The organism is Paraburkholderia largidicola (assembly GCF_013426895.1).
GTDB lineage: Bacteria > Pseudomonadota > Gammaproteobacteria > Burkholderiales > Burkholderiaceae > Paraburkholderia > Paraburkholderia largidicola.
Genome location: NZ_AP023174.1, coordinates 560,138 through 575,297 on the forward strand (window position 1 = coordinate 560,138; position 15,160 = coordinate 575,297).

The 15,160-nt window shown below is 64.5% G+C and carries 12 protein-coding genes; 9 read left to right on the forward strand and 3 right to left on the reverse strand.

The annotated features are described in order from the left end of the window. Positions 1–133: 133 nt before the first annotated feature. The 7 genes from PPGU16_RS02475 (at position 134) to PPGU16_RS02505 (ending at position 8,540) form a co-directional block, all read left to right on the forward strand. On the forward strand, positions 134–1,327 hold the full coding sequence (locus PPGU16_RS02475; RefSeq protein WP_180721549.1) for a phosphoglycerate kinase: 1,194 nt from the start codon (positions 134–136) through the stop codon (positions 1,325–1,327). 479 nt (positions 1,328–1,806) lie between these two features. After that, positions 1,807–3,243 carry a pyruvate kinase gene (gene pyk / locus PPGU16_RS02480; protein WP_180721550.1) on the forward strand — a complete coding sequence of 479 codons (1,437 nt, stop codon included), beginning with the start codon at positions 1,807–1,809 and terminating at the stop codon, positions 3,241–3,243. A gap of 230 nt (positions 3,244–3,473) precedes the next feature. Beyond that, positions 3,474–4,538 (forward strand): class II fructose-bisphosphate aldolase, encoded by a 1,065-nt coding sequence (gene fba / locus PPGU16_RS02485; RefSeq protein ID WP_180721551.1) that lies wholly within the window; start codon positions 3,474–3,476, stop codon positions 4,536–4,538. Positions 4,539–4,725: 187 nt separating this feature from the next. Continuing rightward, positions 4,726–5,616 carry a phosphoribosylaminoimidazolesuccinocarboxamide synthase gene (locus PPGU16_RS02490; protein ID WP_180721552.1) on the forward strand — a complete coding sequence of 297 codons (891 nt, stop codon included), beginning with the start codon at positions 4,726–4,728 and terminating at the stop codon, positions 5,614–5,616. A 27-nt stretch (positions 5,617–5,643) separates the two neighbouring features. After that, positions 5,644–6,162 (forward strand): 5-(carboxyamino)imidazole ribonucleotide mutase, encoded by a 519-nt coding sequence (gene purE, locus PPGU16_RS02495; protein WP_180721553.1) that lies wholly within the window; start codon positions 5,644–5,646, stop codon positions 6,160–6,162. Between the two features lie 113 nt (positions 6,163–6,275). After that, positions 6,276–7,484, forward strand: coding sequence for a 5-(carboxyamino)imidazole ribonucleotide synthase (locus PPGU16_RS02500; protein WP_180721554.1), 1,209 nt, complete (start codon positions 6,276–6,278; stop codon positions 7,482–7,484). A gap of 12 nt (positions 7,485–7,496) precedes the next feature. After that, on the forward strand, positions 7,497–8,540 hold the full coding sequence (locus PPGU16_RS02505) for an L-threonylcarbamoyladenylate synthase (RefSeq protein WP_180721555.1): 1,044 nt from the start codon (positions 7,497–7,499) through the stop codon (positions 8,538–8,540). Between the two features lie 116 nt (positions 8,541–8,656). Here the strand turns inward: PPGU16_RS02505 and PPGU16_RS02510 are convergent, their stop codons facing one another. From PPGU16_RS02510 to dacB, 3 genes are all read right to left on the reverse strand, one after another. After that, positions 8,657–9,853 (reverse strand): SGNH/GDSL hydrolase family protein, encoded by a 1,197-nt coding sequence (locus PPGU16_RS02510; protein ID WP_180721556.1) that lies wholly within the window; start codon positions 9,851–9,853, stop codon positions 8,657–8,659. 106 nt (positions 9,854–9,959) lie between these two features. After that, positions 9,960–10,892, reverse strand: coding sequence for a sterol desaturase family protein (locus PPGU16_RS02515; RefSeq protein ID WP_180721557.1), 933 nt, complete (start codon positions 10,890–10,892; stop codon positions 9,960–9,962). Between the two features lie 195 nt (positions 10,893–11,087). Beyond that, entirely contained in the window at positions 11,088–12,800 is a 1,713-nt protein-coding gene (dacB, locus tag PPGU16_RS02520; RefSeq protein WP_180721558.1) for a D-alanyl-D-alanine carboxypeptidase/D-alanyl-D-alanine endopeptidase, read from the reverse strand. Positions 12,801–13,140: 340 nt separating this feature from the next. On the opposite strand from dacB, the gene PPGU16_RS02525 reads away from it, so the two are divergent. After that, a complete protein-coding gene (locus PPGU16_RS02525) occupies positions 13,141–13,803 on the forward strand; it encodes a response regulator (RefSeq protein WP_180721559.1) in 663 nt (220 codons plus the stop codon). Between the two features lie 4 nt (positions 13,804–13,807). Continuing rightward, entirely contained in the window at positions 13,808–15,109 is a 1,302-nt protein-coding gene (locus PPGU16_RS02530; protein WP_180721560.1) for an ATP-binding protein, read from the forward strand. Positions 15,110–15,160: the final 51 nt, after the last annotated feature.

The following is a 15,160-nucleotide window of genomic DNA, read 5'->3' on the forward strand; positions in this document are numbered from 1 at the left end:
GACGGGCTTAGATCGGTCCGTCGATCGGTTAAAATAGCTGTCTCCCGGAACATGCGCGAAGCCGCCGGCACCGTTCTCGATTGGCTGTTCGCGCAGCGTCCGCACCGCCTTCCAATCAACTCGCATATCAATCATGAAACAGGTATTGCGTCTCTCCGATCTGATCGCCGAAGGCAAACTATCCGGCAAACGCGTGTTCATCCGCGCCGACCTGAACGTGCCGCAGGACGACGCCGGCAACATCACCGAAGACACCCGCATCCGCGCTTCCGTGCCCGCCATCAAGTCCGCGCTGGACGCGGGCGCGGCTGTCATGGTCACGTCGCACCTGGGTCGCCCGACGGAAGGCGACTTCAAGCCCGAAGATTCGCTCGCGCCTGTCGCAAAGCGTCTGGCCGAACTGCTCGGCCGCGACGTGCCGCTCGTGCAGAACTGGGTTGAAAACGGCGTGAACGTCGCGCCGGGCCAGGTCGTGCTGCTCGAAAACTGCCGCGTGAACAAGGGCGAAAAGAAGGATTCCGACGAGCTCGCGCAGAAAATGGCGAAGCTCTGCGACATCTACGTGAACGACGCGTTCGGCACCTCGCATCGCGCCGAAGCGACCACGCACGGCATCGCGAAGTACGCCAGCGTTGCCTGCGCCGGCCCGCTGCTCGCGGCTGAACTCGAAGCGCTCGGCAAGGCGCTCGGCGCGCCGAAGCGCCCGCTGGTGGCAATCGTCGCGGGCTCGAAGGTGTCGACCAAGCTGACCATCCTGAAGTCGCTGGCCGACAAGGTCGATCAACTGATCGTCGGCGGCGGCATCGCGAACACGTTCATGCTGGCGGCGGGCCTGAAGATCGGCAAGTCACTGGTCGAAGCGGATCTCGTCGAAGAAGCGAAGGCCATCATCGAAGCCGCGAAGGCACGCGGCGCGTCGGTGCCGATTCCGTCGGACGTCGTCACGGCGAAGGCGTTCTCGCCGACGGCGCAAGCCACCGTCAAGAAGGTCGCGGACGTCGAAGACGACGACCTGATCCTCGACATCGGCCCCGATACGGCGAAGGCGCTCGCGTCGCAGCTCGAAAAGGCCGGCACGATCGTCTGGAACGGCCCGGTCGGTGTGTTCGAGTTCGACCAGTTCGGCAACGGCACGAAGACGCTCGCTGAAGCCATCGCGAAATCTTCGGCGTACTCGATTGCAGGCGGCGGCGACACGCTCGCGGCCATCGCCAAGTACGGCATCCACGACAAGGTGAGCTATATCTCGACGGGCGGCGGCGCTTTCCTCGAGTTCCTTGAGGGCAAGAAGCTGCCCGCAGTCGCTGTGCTGGAATCGCGGGCCTGATAATGGCGACGCGCTCCCCCAACAAGCCTCAGAAGACGCGCAACGCGTCGCGCACGGCAGCGGCAGGGGAGCGCGTAGCGCGCTCCGCACAAGCGCTGCAAACCGGGGGCGCCGAACAGGCGGCCTCGCAACTTTCCGGCAACGCGCCAGTGGCACAGACCGCAGCCGTCGCCGAAGATCCGAATACCGAACTGGCTGTGATCGATGTCGCGCAACGTGAAGACGCGGCAGACACGGCAGAAGGTTCAACCGCAACGGTGTCTCTCGCCTCAAACACCGAAGCCGATGCATCTGGACCTGCGGCGCACGAAGCGCCGCGGGCGGCAGATATCGCAGCAGTCCCCCACGATTCGACGCCGGACCTTCAAGGTTCGAAGGGAACGAACGGCGCACCACCCCATGTAGCATCTGTCGTTGCGCAGCCTCCGCATCCGACTCCCAACGTTCATCCCAGCGATCTCATCCAGACGAGGAGACTCATGCATCGCGCCACCAAGATTGTCGCAACCATCGGACCCGCATCCAGCACGCAGGACATCCTGCTGCAGATGATTCAGGCGGGCGCCGATGTGGTGCGTCTCAACTTCTCGCACGGCACCGCCGACGATCATCGTCAACGCGCGGATTTCGTACGTGAAGCGGCCCGGCAGGCAGGCCGCGAGGTCGGCATCATGGCCGACCTGCAAGGCCCGAAAATTCGTGTCGGCAAGTTCGAAAACGGCAAGACCACGCTCGTTGCCGGCAACACCTTCATCCTCGACGCCGAGTGCGAACTCGGCAACGACGATCGCGTCGGCCTCGACTACAAGGACCTGCCGCGCGACCTGAAACCCGGCGACACGCTGCTGCTCAACGACGGCCTGATCGTGCTGAACGTCGCGCGCGTGATCGGCAGCGAGATTCACACTGTCGTGAAGATCGGCGGCGACCTGTCGAACAACAAGGGCATCAACCGCCAGGGCGGCGGCCTGACGGCGCCGGCGCTGACCGCGAAGGACATGGAAGATATCCGCACGGCGATGTCGCTCGGCGCGGACTACGTGGCCGTATCGTTCCCGAAGAACGCGACGGACATGGAAATGGCGCGCCAGCTCGCGAATATCGCGGGCGCGCCTTACGGCATCAAGCCGAAGATGATCGCGAAGATCGAGCGCGCCGAGGCCATCCCGGCGCTGCAAGGCATTCTCGAAGCATCGGACGGCATCATGGTCGCGCGCGGCGACCTCGCCGTCGAAGTCGGCAACGCGGCGGTGCCCGCGCTGCAAAAGCGCATGATCAAGATGGCGCGCGACGCGAACAAGTTCGTCATCACGGCCACGCAGATGATGGAGTCGATGATCCACGCGCCCGTGCCGACGCGCGCTGAAGTGTCGGACGTCGCGAATGCGGTGCTGGACGGCACGGATGCCGTGATGCTGTCGGCGGAATCGGCGGCGGGCAAGTACCCGGTGCAGACCATCGAAACGATGGCTGCCATCTGCGTCGAAGCCGAGAAGTCCGAGCACGTCGAACTGGACAAGGATTTCCTCGACCGCACGTTCACGCGTATCGATCAGTCCATCGCAATGGGCGCGCTGTTCACCGCCTATCACCTCGGCGCAAAGGCTATCGTCGCGCTGACGGAATCGGGCTCGACGGCGCTGTGGATGTCGCGTCACTGGACGCACGTGCCCATTTTCGCGCTTACCCCGCGCACGGGCAGCGAGCGCGCCATGGCGATCTACCGCAACGTGACGTCGCTCCATCTCGACACCAGCAGCGACCGCGACATCGCGCTTGCGCAGGCGCTCGAAGTGGTGGTCGGCAAGGGCTACGCGGCGCGCGGCGACATGGTCGTGCTGACGGTCGGCGAGCCGATGGGCCAGGCGGGCGGCACGAACACGCTGAAGATCGTGCGCGTCGGCGAGCCGGTCTGACGGGCGTTTGACAAGACAGCCATGAACCGCCGTCAGAGCGAGTGACAGCAAGCCGGAAACGGCACGGCTGAACGGCACGCGTGAAGCAGAGTGCCGTGTCCCCGAAAGAGGCGGCGCACCCAGTTTGGGAGAGTGCGCTCGGGACACGGTCTGCTTCGCGATAAAATTGCACGAAATTGCGTAAATAGATGCCGTCGGCACAGATTTCGTTTCAATCTATGGAGTAATCAATGCCTCTCGTATCAATGCGTCAACTGCTGGACCATGCCGCCGAACACGGTTATGGCCTTCCGGCATTCAACGTAAACAATCTGGAGCAGGTGCAGGCCATCATGGCGGCGGCGGATCAGGTCAATGCGCCCGTGATCATGCAGGCGTCAGCGGGTGCGCGTAAGTACTCGGGTGAGCCGTTCCTGCGTCATCTGATCGAAGCGGCTGTGGAGTCGTATCCGCACATTCCCGTCGTGATGCACCAGGATCACGGCCAGTCGCCGGCAGTCTGCATGGCCGCGATCCGCAGCGGTTTCACGAGCGTGATGATGGACGGCTCGCTCGAAGCCGACGGCAAGACGGTGGCGTCGTACGAGTACAACGTCGACGTGTCGCGCAAGGTCGTTGAAGCGGCGCATTCGATCGGCGTGACGGTTGAAGCGGAACTGGGCGTGCTCGGTTCGCTGGAAACGATGAAGGGCGACAAGGAAGACGGCCACGGCGCGGAAGGCACGATGACGCGCGAGCAACTGCTGACGGACGTCGAGCAGGCGGCAGACTTCGTGAAGCTCACGCAATGCGACGCACTGGCGATTGCAATCGGCACGTCGCACGGCGCGTACAAGTTTTCGAAGAAGCCGACGGGCGATATCCTGTCCATTCAGCGCATCAAGGAAATTCACCAGCGCATTCCGAACACGCACCTGGTGATGCACGGTTCGTCGTCGGTGCCGCAGGAACTGCTGGCTGAGATCCGCGAATTCGGCGGCGACATGAAGGAAACCTACGGCGTGCCCGTCGAGGAAATCCAGGAAGGCATCAAGTATGGCGTGCGCAAGGTCAATATCGACACCGATCTGCGTCTTGCCATCACGGGCGCGATCCGCCGCTACATGGCGGAAAACCGTTCGAAGTTCGATCCGCGCGACTATCTGAAGCCGGCTCGCGAAGCCGCGAAGAAGGTGTGCGTGGACCGTTACCTGGCGTTCGGTTGCGAAGGCCAGGCATCGAAGATCAAGCCGATCTCGCTGGAAAAGATCGCTGAGAAGTACAAGGCCGGCGAGCTCGCGCAAGTCGTTCGCTAAGTGACAGGCGGGCGCCGTCCGGCGCCCGTTTGCTCGCCGCTGGCGTGTAGTTTGAGCATGGTTTGAGCAGTACGCACCTGGCCATCTGGCCAGGTTGTCGTCAGATCGCCGTTCCCGCATGATCAGGGGAACGGCGTTTCCCTTTTGTTTCGGGCAGTTTTTTGCCCCATTTTTGTGAATCACGACGATGTCTACCCTCTACGAATCCACGCTCCGCTCGCTGCCGCTGCTCGGCCGCGGCAAGGTCCGCGACAACTACGCGGTGGGCAACGACCAGCTGCTGATCGTCACGACGGACCGTCTGTCCGCGTTCGACGTCATCATGGGCGAGCCGATTCCGAGTAAGGGTCGCGTGCTGAACCAGATGGCGAATTTCTGGTTCGACAAGCTCAAGCACGTCGTGCCGAATCATTTGACGGGCGTCGCGCCGGAAACGGTCGTCGCGCCTGATGAAGTCGAGCAGGTGAAGGGCCGCGCAGTCGTGGTCAAGCGCCTCGAGCCGATTCTCGTCGAAGCGGTGGTGCGCGGTTATCTGGCTGGAAGCGGCTGGAAGGACTATCAGGCAACGGGCGCCGTGTGCGGCGTGCAGTTGCCGGAAGGCCTGCAGAATGCGCAAAAGCTGCCCGAGCCGATCTTCACGCCGGCAGCGAAGGCCGAGATGGGCCACCACGACGAAAACATCACATATGAAGAGATGGAGCGCCGCATCGGCACCGAACTGTCGGCGACGATCCGCGACATTTCGATCCGCCTGTACAAGGAAGCGGCAGATTACGCGGCAACACGCGGCATCATCATCGCCGACACGAAGTTCGAATTCGGTCTGGACGACAAGGGCCAGCTGTACCTGATGGACGAGGCGCTGACGGCGGATTCGTCGCGCTTCTGGCCGGCGGACCAGTACCAGGTCGGCACGAACCCGCCGTCGTTCGACAAGCAGTTCGTGCGCGACTGGCTCGAAACCCAGCCGTGGAAGAAAGAGCCGCCCGCGCCGAAGCTGCCGGACGAAGTCGTCACGAAGACGGCCGAGAAGTATCAGGAAGCGCTCGAGCGCTTGACGGGTCAGAAACTGGCCTGAGCGCCACGCATACGGAAAACAGGCAAGATGAGTGAAGTCCAGACAGCACATACGCACAGCGCGCCGCTCGTCGGCGTGCTGATGGGTTCCAGTTCAGACTGGGACGTGATGAAGAACGCGGTCGCGATCCTGCAGGAATTCGGCGTGCCGTACGAAGCGAAGGTCGTGTCCGCGCACCGCATGCCGGACGAAATGTTCGCCTATGCTGAAAGCGCGCGCGAACGCGGCATCCGCGCGATCATCGCGGGCGCGGGCGGCGCGGCGCATTTGCCGGGCATGCTCGCCGCGAAGACGACCGTGCCCGTGCTGGGCGTGCCCGTCGCGAGCAAGTATCTGAAGGGCGTCGATTCGCTGCATTCGATCGTACAGATGCCCAAGGGCGTGCCCGTCGCGACGTTCGCGGTCGGCGAAGCGGGTGCCGCGAATGCCGCGCTGTTCGCGGTGTCGCTGCTCTCCGGCACGTTGCCGGAATATGCGGAGAAGCTCGCCGCGTTCCGCGTGCGCCAGAATCAGGCAGCGCACGCGATGACGCTGCCGCCGCTGTAATACGTCGCAGTCAGACGTTGTAGTCCAGCGTCGCAGTGCAACGTCGTACTCCAATGTCGCAGTTCAATGTTTCACCCGGCCGATCCCCACATCGGCCGCGACCGACCACCAAGATGAATCCAGACAACACTCCGGTATCACCGATTCTGCCCGGCGCATGGCTCGGCATGGTCGGTGGCGGCCAGCTCGGCCGCATGTTCTGCTTCGCCGCGCAGGCGATGGGCTATCGCGTCGCCGTGCTCGATCCGGACGAAACCAGTCCGGCGGGCGCCGTTGCGGATCGCCATCTGCGCGCCGCCTATGACGACGAAGCCGCCCTCACCGAACTCGCGCGGCTGTGCGCGGCGGTGTCGACCGAATTCGAGAACGTGCCGGCCGCGAGCCTCGATTTCCTCGCGCGCACGACGTTCGTCAGCCCGGCCGGGCGCTGCGTTGCCGTCGCGCAGGATCGGATTGCGGAGAAGCGCTTCATCGCGTCGTCGGGCGTGCCCGTGGCGCCGTATGTCGTGATCGAATCGTCGGATGCGCTCGCCGCGCTCAATGACGGCGCGCTCGAAGCGGTGCTGCCAGGCATCCTGAAGACGGCGCGCATGGGCTACGACGGCAAGGGGCAGGTGCGGGTCGGTAACGCGGCCGAAGTGCGCGCGGCGCATGCATCGCTGGGCGGCGTGCCTTGCGTGCTCGAAAAGCGCTTGCCCTTGAAGTTCGAAGTCTCGGCGCTGATCGCGCGCGGCGCGACGGGTTGCTCGGCCGTGTATCCGCTCGCGCAGAACACGCATCGCAATGGCGTGCTTTCGCATACCATCGTGCCCGCGCCCGACGCGAGCGCGACGCTCGTCGAGCAGGCACAGCAGGCCGCGCTGCAGATCGCGGACAAGCTCGGCTATGTTGGCGTGCTGTGTGTCGAGTTCTTCATTCTCGAAGACGGCACGCTGGTCGCGAACGAAATGGCGCCGCGTCCGCACAACTCCGGCCACTACACGGTCGACGCGTGCGCGACGAGCCAGTTCGAGCAGCAGGTGCGCGCAATGACGGGCATGCCGCTCGGCGACACGCGCCAGCATTCGCCTGCGGTGATGCTGAACATCCTCGGTGACGTGTGGTTCCCGATCAACGCGAAGGGCGACAAGCCGACGGCCGCCATCACGCCGCCGTGGCACGAGGTCGCGGCGATGCCGGAAGCGCGTCTGCACCTGTATGGCAAGGAAGAAGCGCGTGTCGGCCGCAAGATGGGTCACGTGAACTTCACGGCTGCGACGCTCGAACAGGCGCGCATGGCCGCGCGCCATTGCGCGCGTCTGCTGCACATCCCGACGAGCTGAGCACGAGCCTTTATGCCGGATCAAATGAAACCAGCCGACGTGACGTCGAGCGTCGGCGCCGACGAGATCGCGCGTGCCGCGGCACTGCTCGATGCAGGACAACTCGTCGCGTTTCCTACGGAGACGGTCTACGGGCTGGGCGGCGATGCCGAAAGTCCTGATGCGGTTGCGCGCATTTATGCGGCGAAGGGCAGGCCGGCCAATCATCCCGTGATCGTGCATCTCGCGCCGAACGGCGATCCGAATTACTGGGTCGAGCAACTGCCGTCCGATGCGCAGCGTCTCATCGACGCTTTCTGGCCCGGTCCGCTGACGTTGATTCTCAAACGCGCCGCGCATATTCCTGCGGCCGTGAGCGGTGGCCAGGATTCCGTCGGATTGCGTTGTCCGTCGCATCCCGTCGCGCAGGCGCTGCTGACGGCGTTCAGCGCGTTACGCAACGGGCATGGCGGCGTCGCCGCGCCGTCGGCGAACCGCTTCGGTCACGTGAGTCCGACCACGGCGCAGCACGTGCGCGAGGAATTCGGCGACGCGATTCACGTGCTCGACGGCGGATCGTCGGATGTGGGCATCGAATCGACGATCGTCGATCTGTCGCGCGGCTTTCCCGCGCTGCTGCGGCCGGGACATGTGACGCCGCAAGACATCGCCGACGTGCTCGGAGAAATGCCGCGTCTGCCCGATGGCTCCGACGCGAGCGCGCCGCGTGCTTCCGGCACGTTGAAGGCGCACTATGCGCCGCGCACGCCGCTCGCGTTGCTGCCGTTCGATGTGCTCGAGCCGTTGCTGACTGCGCGTGCTCCCGGCGAACGCGTTGCGCTGGTTGCGCGTGTTTCGCGCGCAGGGCGTTGGGCCGAAGCGGAGGGCGTGCATTTCGTCGCCGCGCCGGAAGACCCGCATCTGTATGCGCGCGATCTGTATGGCTTGCTGCGCGCGCTGGATCGCGCGAATGTTTCGCGGATTCTGATCGAGAAGTTGCCGGATACGATCGAGTGGATCGCCGTCAATGACCGGCTGGGGCGCGCGGCTGCGGCGTTTGAGGCGCACGACGCCTGAGCGCCAATGCATCGAGTGCGTCGCGACCGACGGCCTCGGAAGAACAGGCAGACGCATGAAAACAAAAAGCCCGGCTCGTGAGAGCCGGGCTTTTTTTGCATCGGGCAATGCCGGAATTACTTGCCCAGGCCCGTCGCCGCGATCTTGCCTTCGACATACGTCGCAAACGCAGCATGCGCATGCGTCGTCGGGTGGATCGTGTCGGCGAACACATACGACTGGTCCGCGCCCGCCACCGTCAGCGTGTTTGGCGAGCAGAACAGCGACGACGCGAATTGCTGGCCATACTGCGCAGCCGTCATGCCGCCGACCAGCACCGAAGGGTTCGCCGTCGCGTAAGCCGTTGCGTTCGCGGCCATCTGTGTGATGTTGCAGGCCGTATCCGTCGTGTTGCTGAAGCCTTGTGCCGACGGATTGGCGAGCAGCGGTGTGAGCCAGCCGCTCGTCGACACGAAGACCACCTTGGTCGACAGGCCGCCCGCGGCCAGTGCCTGCTGCAGCACGCCGTTATAGGTGGCGACGATGCCCGAGATCAGCGCAGGCACCTGTGCCGACCCCAACTGCGCGGTGAGCTGCGTAGCCAGCGGCGTTTTGCCGATATCGGGCACGTCCATCACGACCACGTGCGTCGCGCCCTTCGCGAGGATCGTGCCGATTTGCGCGACGAGCGTCTGCGCCATCGGGCCGACCGTGCTCACGGCGACCGACTGCACGATTTGCGAAGCCTGAGTCGGATTGGCCGCGACCTGCGTCGAGATCGACGTCAGCATGGCGGACAGGTTCTGCAGGATATCGTTGGCGCCGCCGTTGATCAGCACGAGCTGATTCGAATTGAAGCTGCCGTGATCGGTCAGGTATTGCTGGATCTGCTGCGTCACCGGCCATGTCGTGGCTGCCTGGCTGTTGGGCGCGTAGCCATTGCCGTCCACGCGCGACACATCCGAGCCGCCCTGCGCATAGCCGAAGCCACCATTCGCCACGAGCGGCTTGCCGAAGCCGCCCAGGTAAGCCGGCGTCAGCGTATCGCCGTAGTACTCAGCGACTTTCTGCGTCCACACTTCGCCGGGGTTCGTCGTGAAGCGTCCGCCGCCGAAGCTCGAGGTGATCACGGGCGAATACGTGCCGACATCCGACAGGCTGTCCCCGAACGACACCACCTGCAGTTTGACCCCGCCCGCCGGCGTGCTGCTCGCGTTGTTGTTACTGTTGTTGTCACTGCCGCCGCCGCATGCGACGAGCATGGCGAATGCCGCGCACGCAACGGCGATGCGCGCGTAACGCACGACGCCCGTGTTGTTTGATGCTTGCTTCATAGGGTCCTTATCTCCTCGTATGTGTCTGGCCTGAGTTTGGTATCTCGTCAGCCATCTGATGCAGGCGTCGTCTGGACGCGGCGACGAACCTGCAAAGCCTTCCCTGTTATCGCGGCGTCTGGACGGCCGCGTTGTCGTTCTGTCGTGTGTGTCCGGCGGCATCTGGCGCAAGCTCGCCGCCGCGCAGGCTCGCGTGATACTGCGCGGCCCACGCGGGCGGCGCGAACAGCGCGCTCAACCGGTTGCGCAAGCCGCGCACCCGCACGACGTCCTGCGCCATCGAAGCCCATTCATGAAACGTCGCCTTCAGCGGGTTATACGTATAGAGCGGCTCGACGATGCCATACACGGGCGGCTCGTTCGCGTCTTCATCGACATAGCTGCCGAACAGCCGGTCCCAGATCACCAGCACGCCCGCATAGTTGCGATCGATGTACCGGTCGTTGCGCGCATGATGCACGCGATGGATCGACGGCGTGTTCAGCACGTATTCGAGCCAGCCGAGCTTGCCGATCGACTGCGTATGCACGAAGAATTGAAACCCCAGATTGATCAGCACGACGCCGACGATCTGCTTCGGTGAAAAGCCGAGAAACGCGAGCGGAATCCAGAAGATCCACATGCCCGCGACGGGATACATGAGGCTCTGGCGAAACGCGGTCGAGAAATTCATCCGCTCCGACGAGTGATGCACGACATGCGCGGCCCACAACCAGCGCACGCGATGGCTGCAGCGATGAAACACGTAGTAGAGCAGATCCTGCGCGACGAACAGCACGACGAACGACACCCAGCCCGCTTGCCAGTCGAGCAGGCGGTAGTGCTCGTAGCAATACGCATAGGCGGGAATGACGAACAGCCACGCGAGCTTGTCGGCGCCCTGATGCATCAGCGCGAGCGCGGTATTGCACAACGTGTCGCGCCAGCCGTACATGCGCGCTTCGGGCTGTGTGCGCTGCGCGTGCCACGCCTCCCAGCCGATGCACGCGAGAAAGATCGGCGCCATGGCGAGCAGAAGCAATTCGGCATCGAATTGCATTGACGTCTCCCTCCGAGGGTCCCTGCGGCCTCCTCGGGGAGGCCGGCATTGTCTTTATTGTTTGAATGCGGCGCTGTACATCATGCGGCGCTTTTTGCGCGCGCCGTCATGCCTGTTTGTCTGCGCCTTTTCATACTGCCCGACAGCGTACAACGCCTCGCGGCGCGCCGCGCACCGCTTCAATAGAAGGAATCCTCAGTGGGCGCCGCGCTTCTGAGGGTTTTTCCTGATCTTGCGGCGCGGCTCGTCCGCGGCTTCTGCAGCGGCCGGCGCGACGGTGCTGGCGAGCATCGCGGACGGCCCCTGATACACCCATTCGAGCAGTTCGTCATGCGCGGCGCGCGCGGCTTCCGCGTGCGGATCGTTGATCAGGCTGACGACGACATAGCTCTGCCCATCGGCCGATGCGACATAACCTGCGATCGCGCGCACGTCGCGCAACGTGCCTGTCTTGATGTGCGCGTTGCCGTTGACGGGCTTCGACGTCAGCCGGTTGCGCATCGTGCCGTCCACGCCGACGATAGGCAGCGAATCGACGAACACCTGAGCGACGGGGCTCGCGTTCGCGCTTTGCAGCAGGTCGGCGAGCGCGAGCGCGGTGATGTGCTCGTCGCGTGACAGGCCCGAGCCGTTGTCGAGGCTCAGATATTCCATCGGCATTGCGCTGCGATGCAGGAACGATTCGATCGCTTCAGCCGACTTCGCGGGCGTAGCCGGCGGGCGGTTGATGACGGCGCCGATCGTCAGGAACAGATTGCGCGCCATCGTGTTGTTGCTGAACTTGTTGATGTCGCGAACGATGTCGGACAGCACCGGCCCCTGATGGGTCGCGACGAGTTTCGCGTCGATGGGCACTGCGCCTTCGCGCGTCGTCCCGTTGAACGTGCCGCCCGTCTGCTGCCACAGCGCGAGGAAGCCGCCCGCGAAGAACGTGGTGTGATCTAGCACGGCCACGTTGACGGTGCGCTCGCCACAGCGCAGCGGATAGTCGCCGATGAACGATGCATTGACGACGCCATTCGCCGCCGGCGTGACGGCGGGCGTCACCAGTTCGCCGCGGCACGGGCCGCGCGTCGCATGCAGTTCGTTGTCGATCTGCAATTGCGCGAGCGCGGGCAGTACGTCGATCTGCACCTTGCCGTCCTCGGATGGCGACATCGTGAACGACAGCGATTTGAACGCGTACAGCAGCGGATCGGGGCCGACGTTGTAGGGCGAATTGACGTCGCTGTCGAAGGCGGGCAGATCGCGAGTAGACGGATCGAAGAAACGCTTGTCGAGCACGAGCGCGCCGTCGATGCCCGTGATGCCCGCCTTGTGAATCTTCTGGACGAGATCGATCAGTTCTTCCGGTACGAGCTTCGGGTCGCCCGTGCCCTGGATGTACAGATTGCCGTGCAGCACGCCGTTACCGTCGATGTTGCCCTGCGCGTAGGCCGTCGTTTTCCAGCGGTAGTCGGGGCCGAGCAGCGACAGGCCCGAGTAGGTGGTGACGAGCTTCATCGTCGAGGCGGGCATCATCGGCTTGCCAGCGTTCAGCGCGAGCACGGGCGTGCGGTCGCCGACCTTCTCGACGACCACGCTAATCGACGACAGCGGCACATGCGCGCGCTGCAGACCCGCCATCACAGCAGGCGGCAACACGGTGGTGACGTTGACGGCGGGTTGCTGCGCTTTCTTGCGAGCCTCGGCGGGTGCGGCGACGGCGAGCGCGGCGCACGCGAACAGTACGGCAGCAGCGCGCGCGGCGGCACGGCGGTGGGAAGGCAACGGCGGCGACAGCTTTGCATCGCGACCGGTTGCGGACAGCGCAGCCGCCGCATCAGCGTGAGCGGATGTCAGCGTCCTGATGCGGCGCCCGAGCGAACGGGCATATGAGGAAGCAAGTGAAACGAAGGCGAGCGGCATGTACGGACAGAATCGGCAAAAAGCGGCGAAAGAGCGTCGAAAAAGCAGCGAGCGGCGGGCCGCGCGGAAAGGCAAATGCAAGGGCGTCGAAGGCCGCGCAAGGCCTGCAAAATCAGCATGCGCCGTGCAAAAGCGCTCATTGTAGAGAGTTGCGATGACGTCGCGAAAAAAATGATGCCGAGTGTTTCGTGCGCGTCACGCTATCGCGACGGAGCGTGCAAAGACGATATGCGGCGAGCATGCATCAGGGAAGAAAAAAGCACGCGGGCGCTAGAATGCTGGCATCGAAAACCTATGGCCGGGACGCGAGTGCCGGAACAGCCGGAGCGGATGGATAGCGATGCGCATACTTCTCGTTGAAGACGACCGGATGATTGCCGAGGGCGTGCGCAAGGCGCTGCGCGGCGAAGGCTTCGCGGTCGACCTGGTGCAGGACGGCGAATCCGCGTTGAACGCGGTCGCGGGCCAGCCTTACGATCTCGTGCTGCTCGATCTCGGCCTGCCGAAGCGTGACGGCCTCGATGTGTTGCGCACGCTGCGTTCGCGCGGTCATCAGTTGCCCGTGCTGATCGTCACCGCGCGTGATGCCGTCGCGGATCGCGTGAAAGGGCTCGACGCGGGTGCCGACGACTACCTCGTCAAACCCTTCGATCTCGACGAACTCGGCGCGCGAATGCGCGCGCTGATCCGCCGCCAGTCGGGGCGCAGCGAATCGACGATCCGACACGGCAATCTCACACTCGATCCCGCGTCGCATCAGGTGACGCTCGACGGCGCGCCCGTCGCGCTGTCCGCGCGGGAGTTCGCGTTGCTCGCGGCGCTGATCGCGCGTCCGGGCGCGGTGCTGTCGAAGAGCCAGCTCGAAGAGAAGATGTACGGCTGGGGGGAGGAGATCGGCAGCAATACCGTCGAGGTCTATATTCACGCGCTGCGCAAGAAGCTCGGCGCGGAACTGATACGCAACGTGCGCGGTCTCGGCTACATGATCGCCAAGGAAGCCTGACACGATGCGTTCGATTCGCCGTCAATTGCTGTTCTGGCTGCTCGCTATCGTGTTGCTCGGCGTCGGCATTGCGGGCTGGCTGATTTACCGTCAGGCGCTCGCCGAAGCCAACGAACTGTTCGATTACCAGTTGCAGGAAATCGCTGCCGCGCTGCCCGCCGAGCCGTTCTCACAAGTGCTCAGCTCGCGCGATACAGGCGACGAAGGCATCGTGCTGCAGATCTGGAATCGCAACGGCGTGCTGATGTACTACTCGCATCCGCGCGCGCCGCTCGCGCCGCGCGCCGAACTCGGCTTTTCGACGGAGCGCACCGAGCGCGGCGACTGGCGCGTGTATGGCGCGATCGTCGGCGATAACGTCGTGCAGCTCGCGCAACCGCTGTCGGTGCGCAACCGGCTGGCGGCGAACGTCGCGCTGCGCACGCTGTGGCCGCTCATCGTGCTGTTGCCGCTGATGGGCGTTGCGGTGTGGGGCGTGGTCGGACGCGGGCTCGCGCCTTTGCGGCGCGTCACGGGCGCGCTCGACACGCGTCATCCCGAAGCGCTCGATCCCTTGCCCGACTCGCGCTTGCCGCTCGAAGTGCAGCCGCTCGTGCGCGCGCTGAACGGTCTGCTGGAACGGCTCGCCATTGCGCTCGACACACAAAAAGCCTTCGTCGCCGATGCCGCGCACGAACTGCGCACGCCGCTTGCCGCTGTGCAGATCCAGTCGCAACTGGTGGCGCGCGCGCATGACGAAACCGAGCGCCGCGAAGCGCTGAACGATCTACAGGCGGGCGTCACGCGCGCGACGCGTCTTGCCGAGCAACTGCTCGCACTCGCGCGCTCCGAGCCGGATGGGCACGCGGCGACAGGCAGCGTCGATCTCGACGCGCTCGTGCACGAGTGCGTGACTGCCCATCTGCCGCTCGCGCAAAAGCGCGGCGTCGATCTCGGCATCGAGGCTAGCGAGCCCGCCACCGTCACGGGCGATGCGGAATCGCTGCGCGTGATGCTCAACAACCTGATCGACAACGCAACCAAATACACGCCGGAAGGCGGGCGCGTCGACGTGTGCCTGCGCGTGGAGGACGGCCGGCCGCTCGTGCAGATCGCCGACAGCGGCCCAGGCATTCCGCCCGACGAACGCGATCGCGTATTCGACCGCTTCTACCGCGTCGGCGCGGGCGCGAATCGCGCGCGCACCGACGTCGCGGGCAGCGGCCTCGGTCTCGCAATCGTGCGACGCATCGCGCTTCAGCATCACGCGAATGTCACACTCGACGAATCCGCTTCGGGTGGATTGCGCGTCAACGTGCGCTTCTGAATCGCCCGCCCAGCAAGGGTTTGCGCAAGGCTTTCATCTAGTTGGCGTTGT

What these genes read in the sequence shown, in the direction of transcription:
- PPGU16_RS02475 (WP_180721549.1), top strand. Translation starts at nt 134, where the DNA reads ATGAAACAGGTATTGCGTCTCTCCGATCTGATCGCCGAAGGCAAACTA.
- pyk (WP_180721550.1), top strand. Translation starts at nt 1,807, where the DNA reads ATGCATCGCGCCACCAAGATTGTCGCAACCATCGGACCCGCATCCAGC.
- fba (WP_180721551.1), top strand. Translation starts at nt 3,474, where the DNA reads ATGCCTCTCGTATCAATGCGTCAACTGCTGGACCATGCCGCCGAACAC.
- PPGU16_RS02490 (WP_180721552.1), top strand. Translation starts at nt 4,726, where the DNA reads ATGTCTACCCTCTACGAATCCACGCTCCGCTCGCTGCCGCTGCTCGGC.
- purE (WP_180721553.1), top strand. Translation starts at nt 5,644, where the DNA reads ATGAGTGAAGTCCAGACAGCACATACGCACAGCGCGCCGCTCGTCGGC.
- PPGU16_RS02500 (WP_180721554.1), top strand. Translation starts at nt 6,276, where the DNA reads ATGAATCCAGACAACACTCCGGTATCACCGATTCTGCCCGGCGCATGG.
- PPGU16_RS02505 (WP_180721555.1), top strand. Translation starts at nt 7,497, where the DNA reads ATGCCGGATCAAATGAAACCAGCCGACGTGACGTCGAGCGTCGGCGCC.
- PPGU16_RS02510 (WP_180721556.1), bottom strand. Translation starts at nt 9,853, where the DNA reads ATGAAGCAAGCATCAAACAACACGGGCGTCGTGCGTTACGCGCGCATC.
- PPGU16_RS02515 (WP_180721557.1), bottom strand. Translation starts at nt 10,892, where the DNA reads ATGCAATTCGATGCCGAATTGCTTCTGCTCGCCATGGCGCCGATCTTT.
- dacB (WP_180721558.1), bottom strand. Translation starts at nt 12,800, where the DNA reads ATGCCGCTCGCCTTCGTTTCACTTGCTTCCTCATATGCCCGTTCGCTC.
- PPGU16_RS02525 (WP_180721559.1), top strand. Translation starts at nt 13,141, where the DNA reads ATGCGCATACTTCTCGTTGAAGACGACCGGATGATTGCCGAGGGCGTG.
- PPGU16_RS02530 (WP_180721560.1), top strand. Translation starts at nt 13,808, where the DNA reads ATGCGTTCGATTCGCCGTCAATTGCTGTTCTGGCTGCTCGCTATCGTG.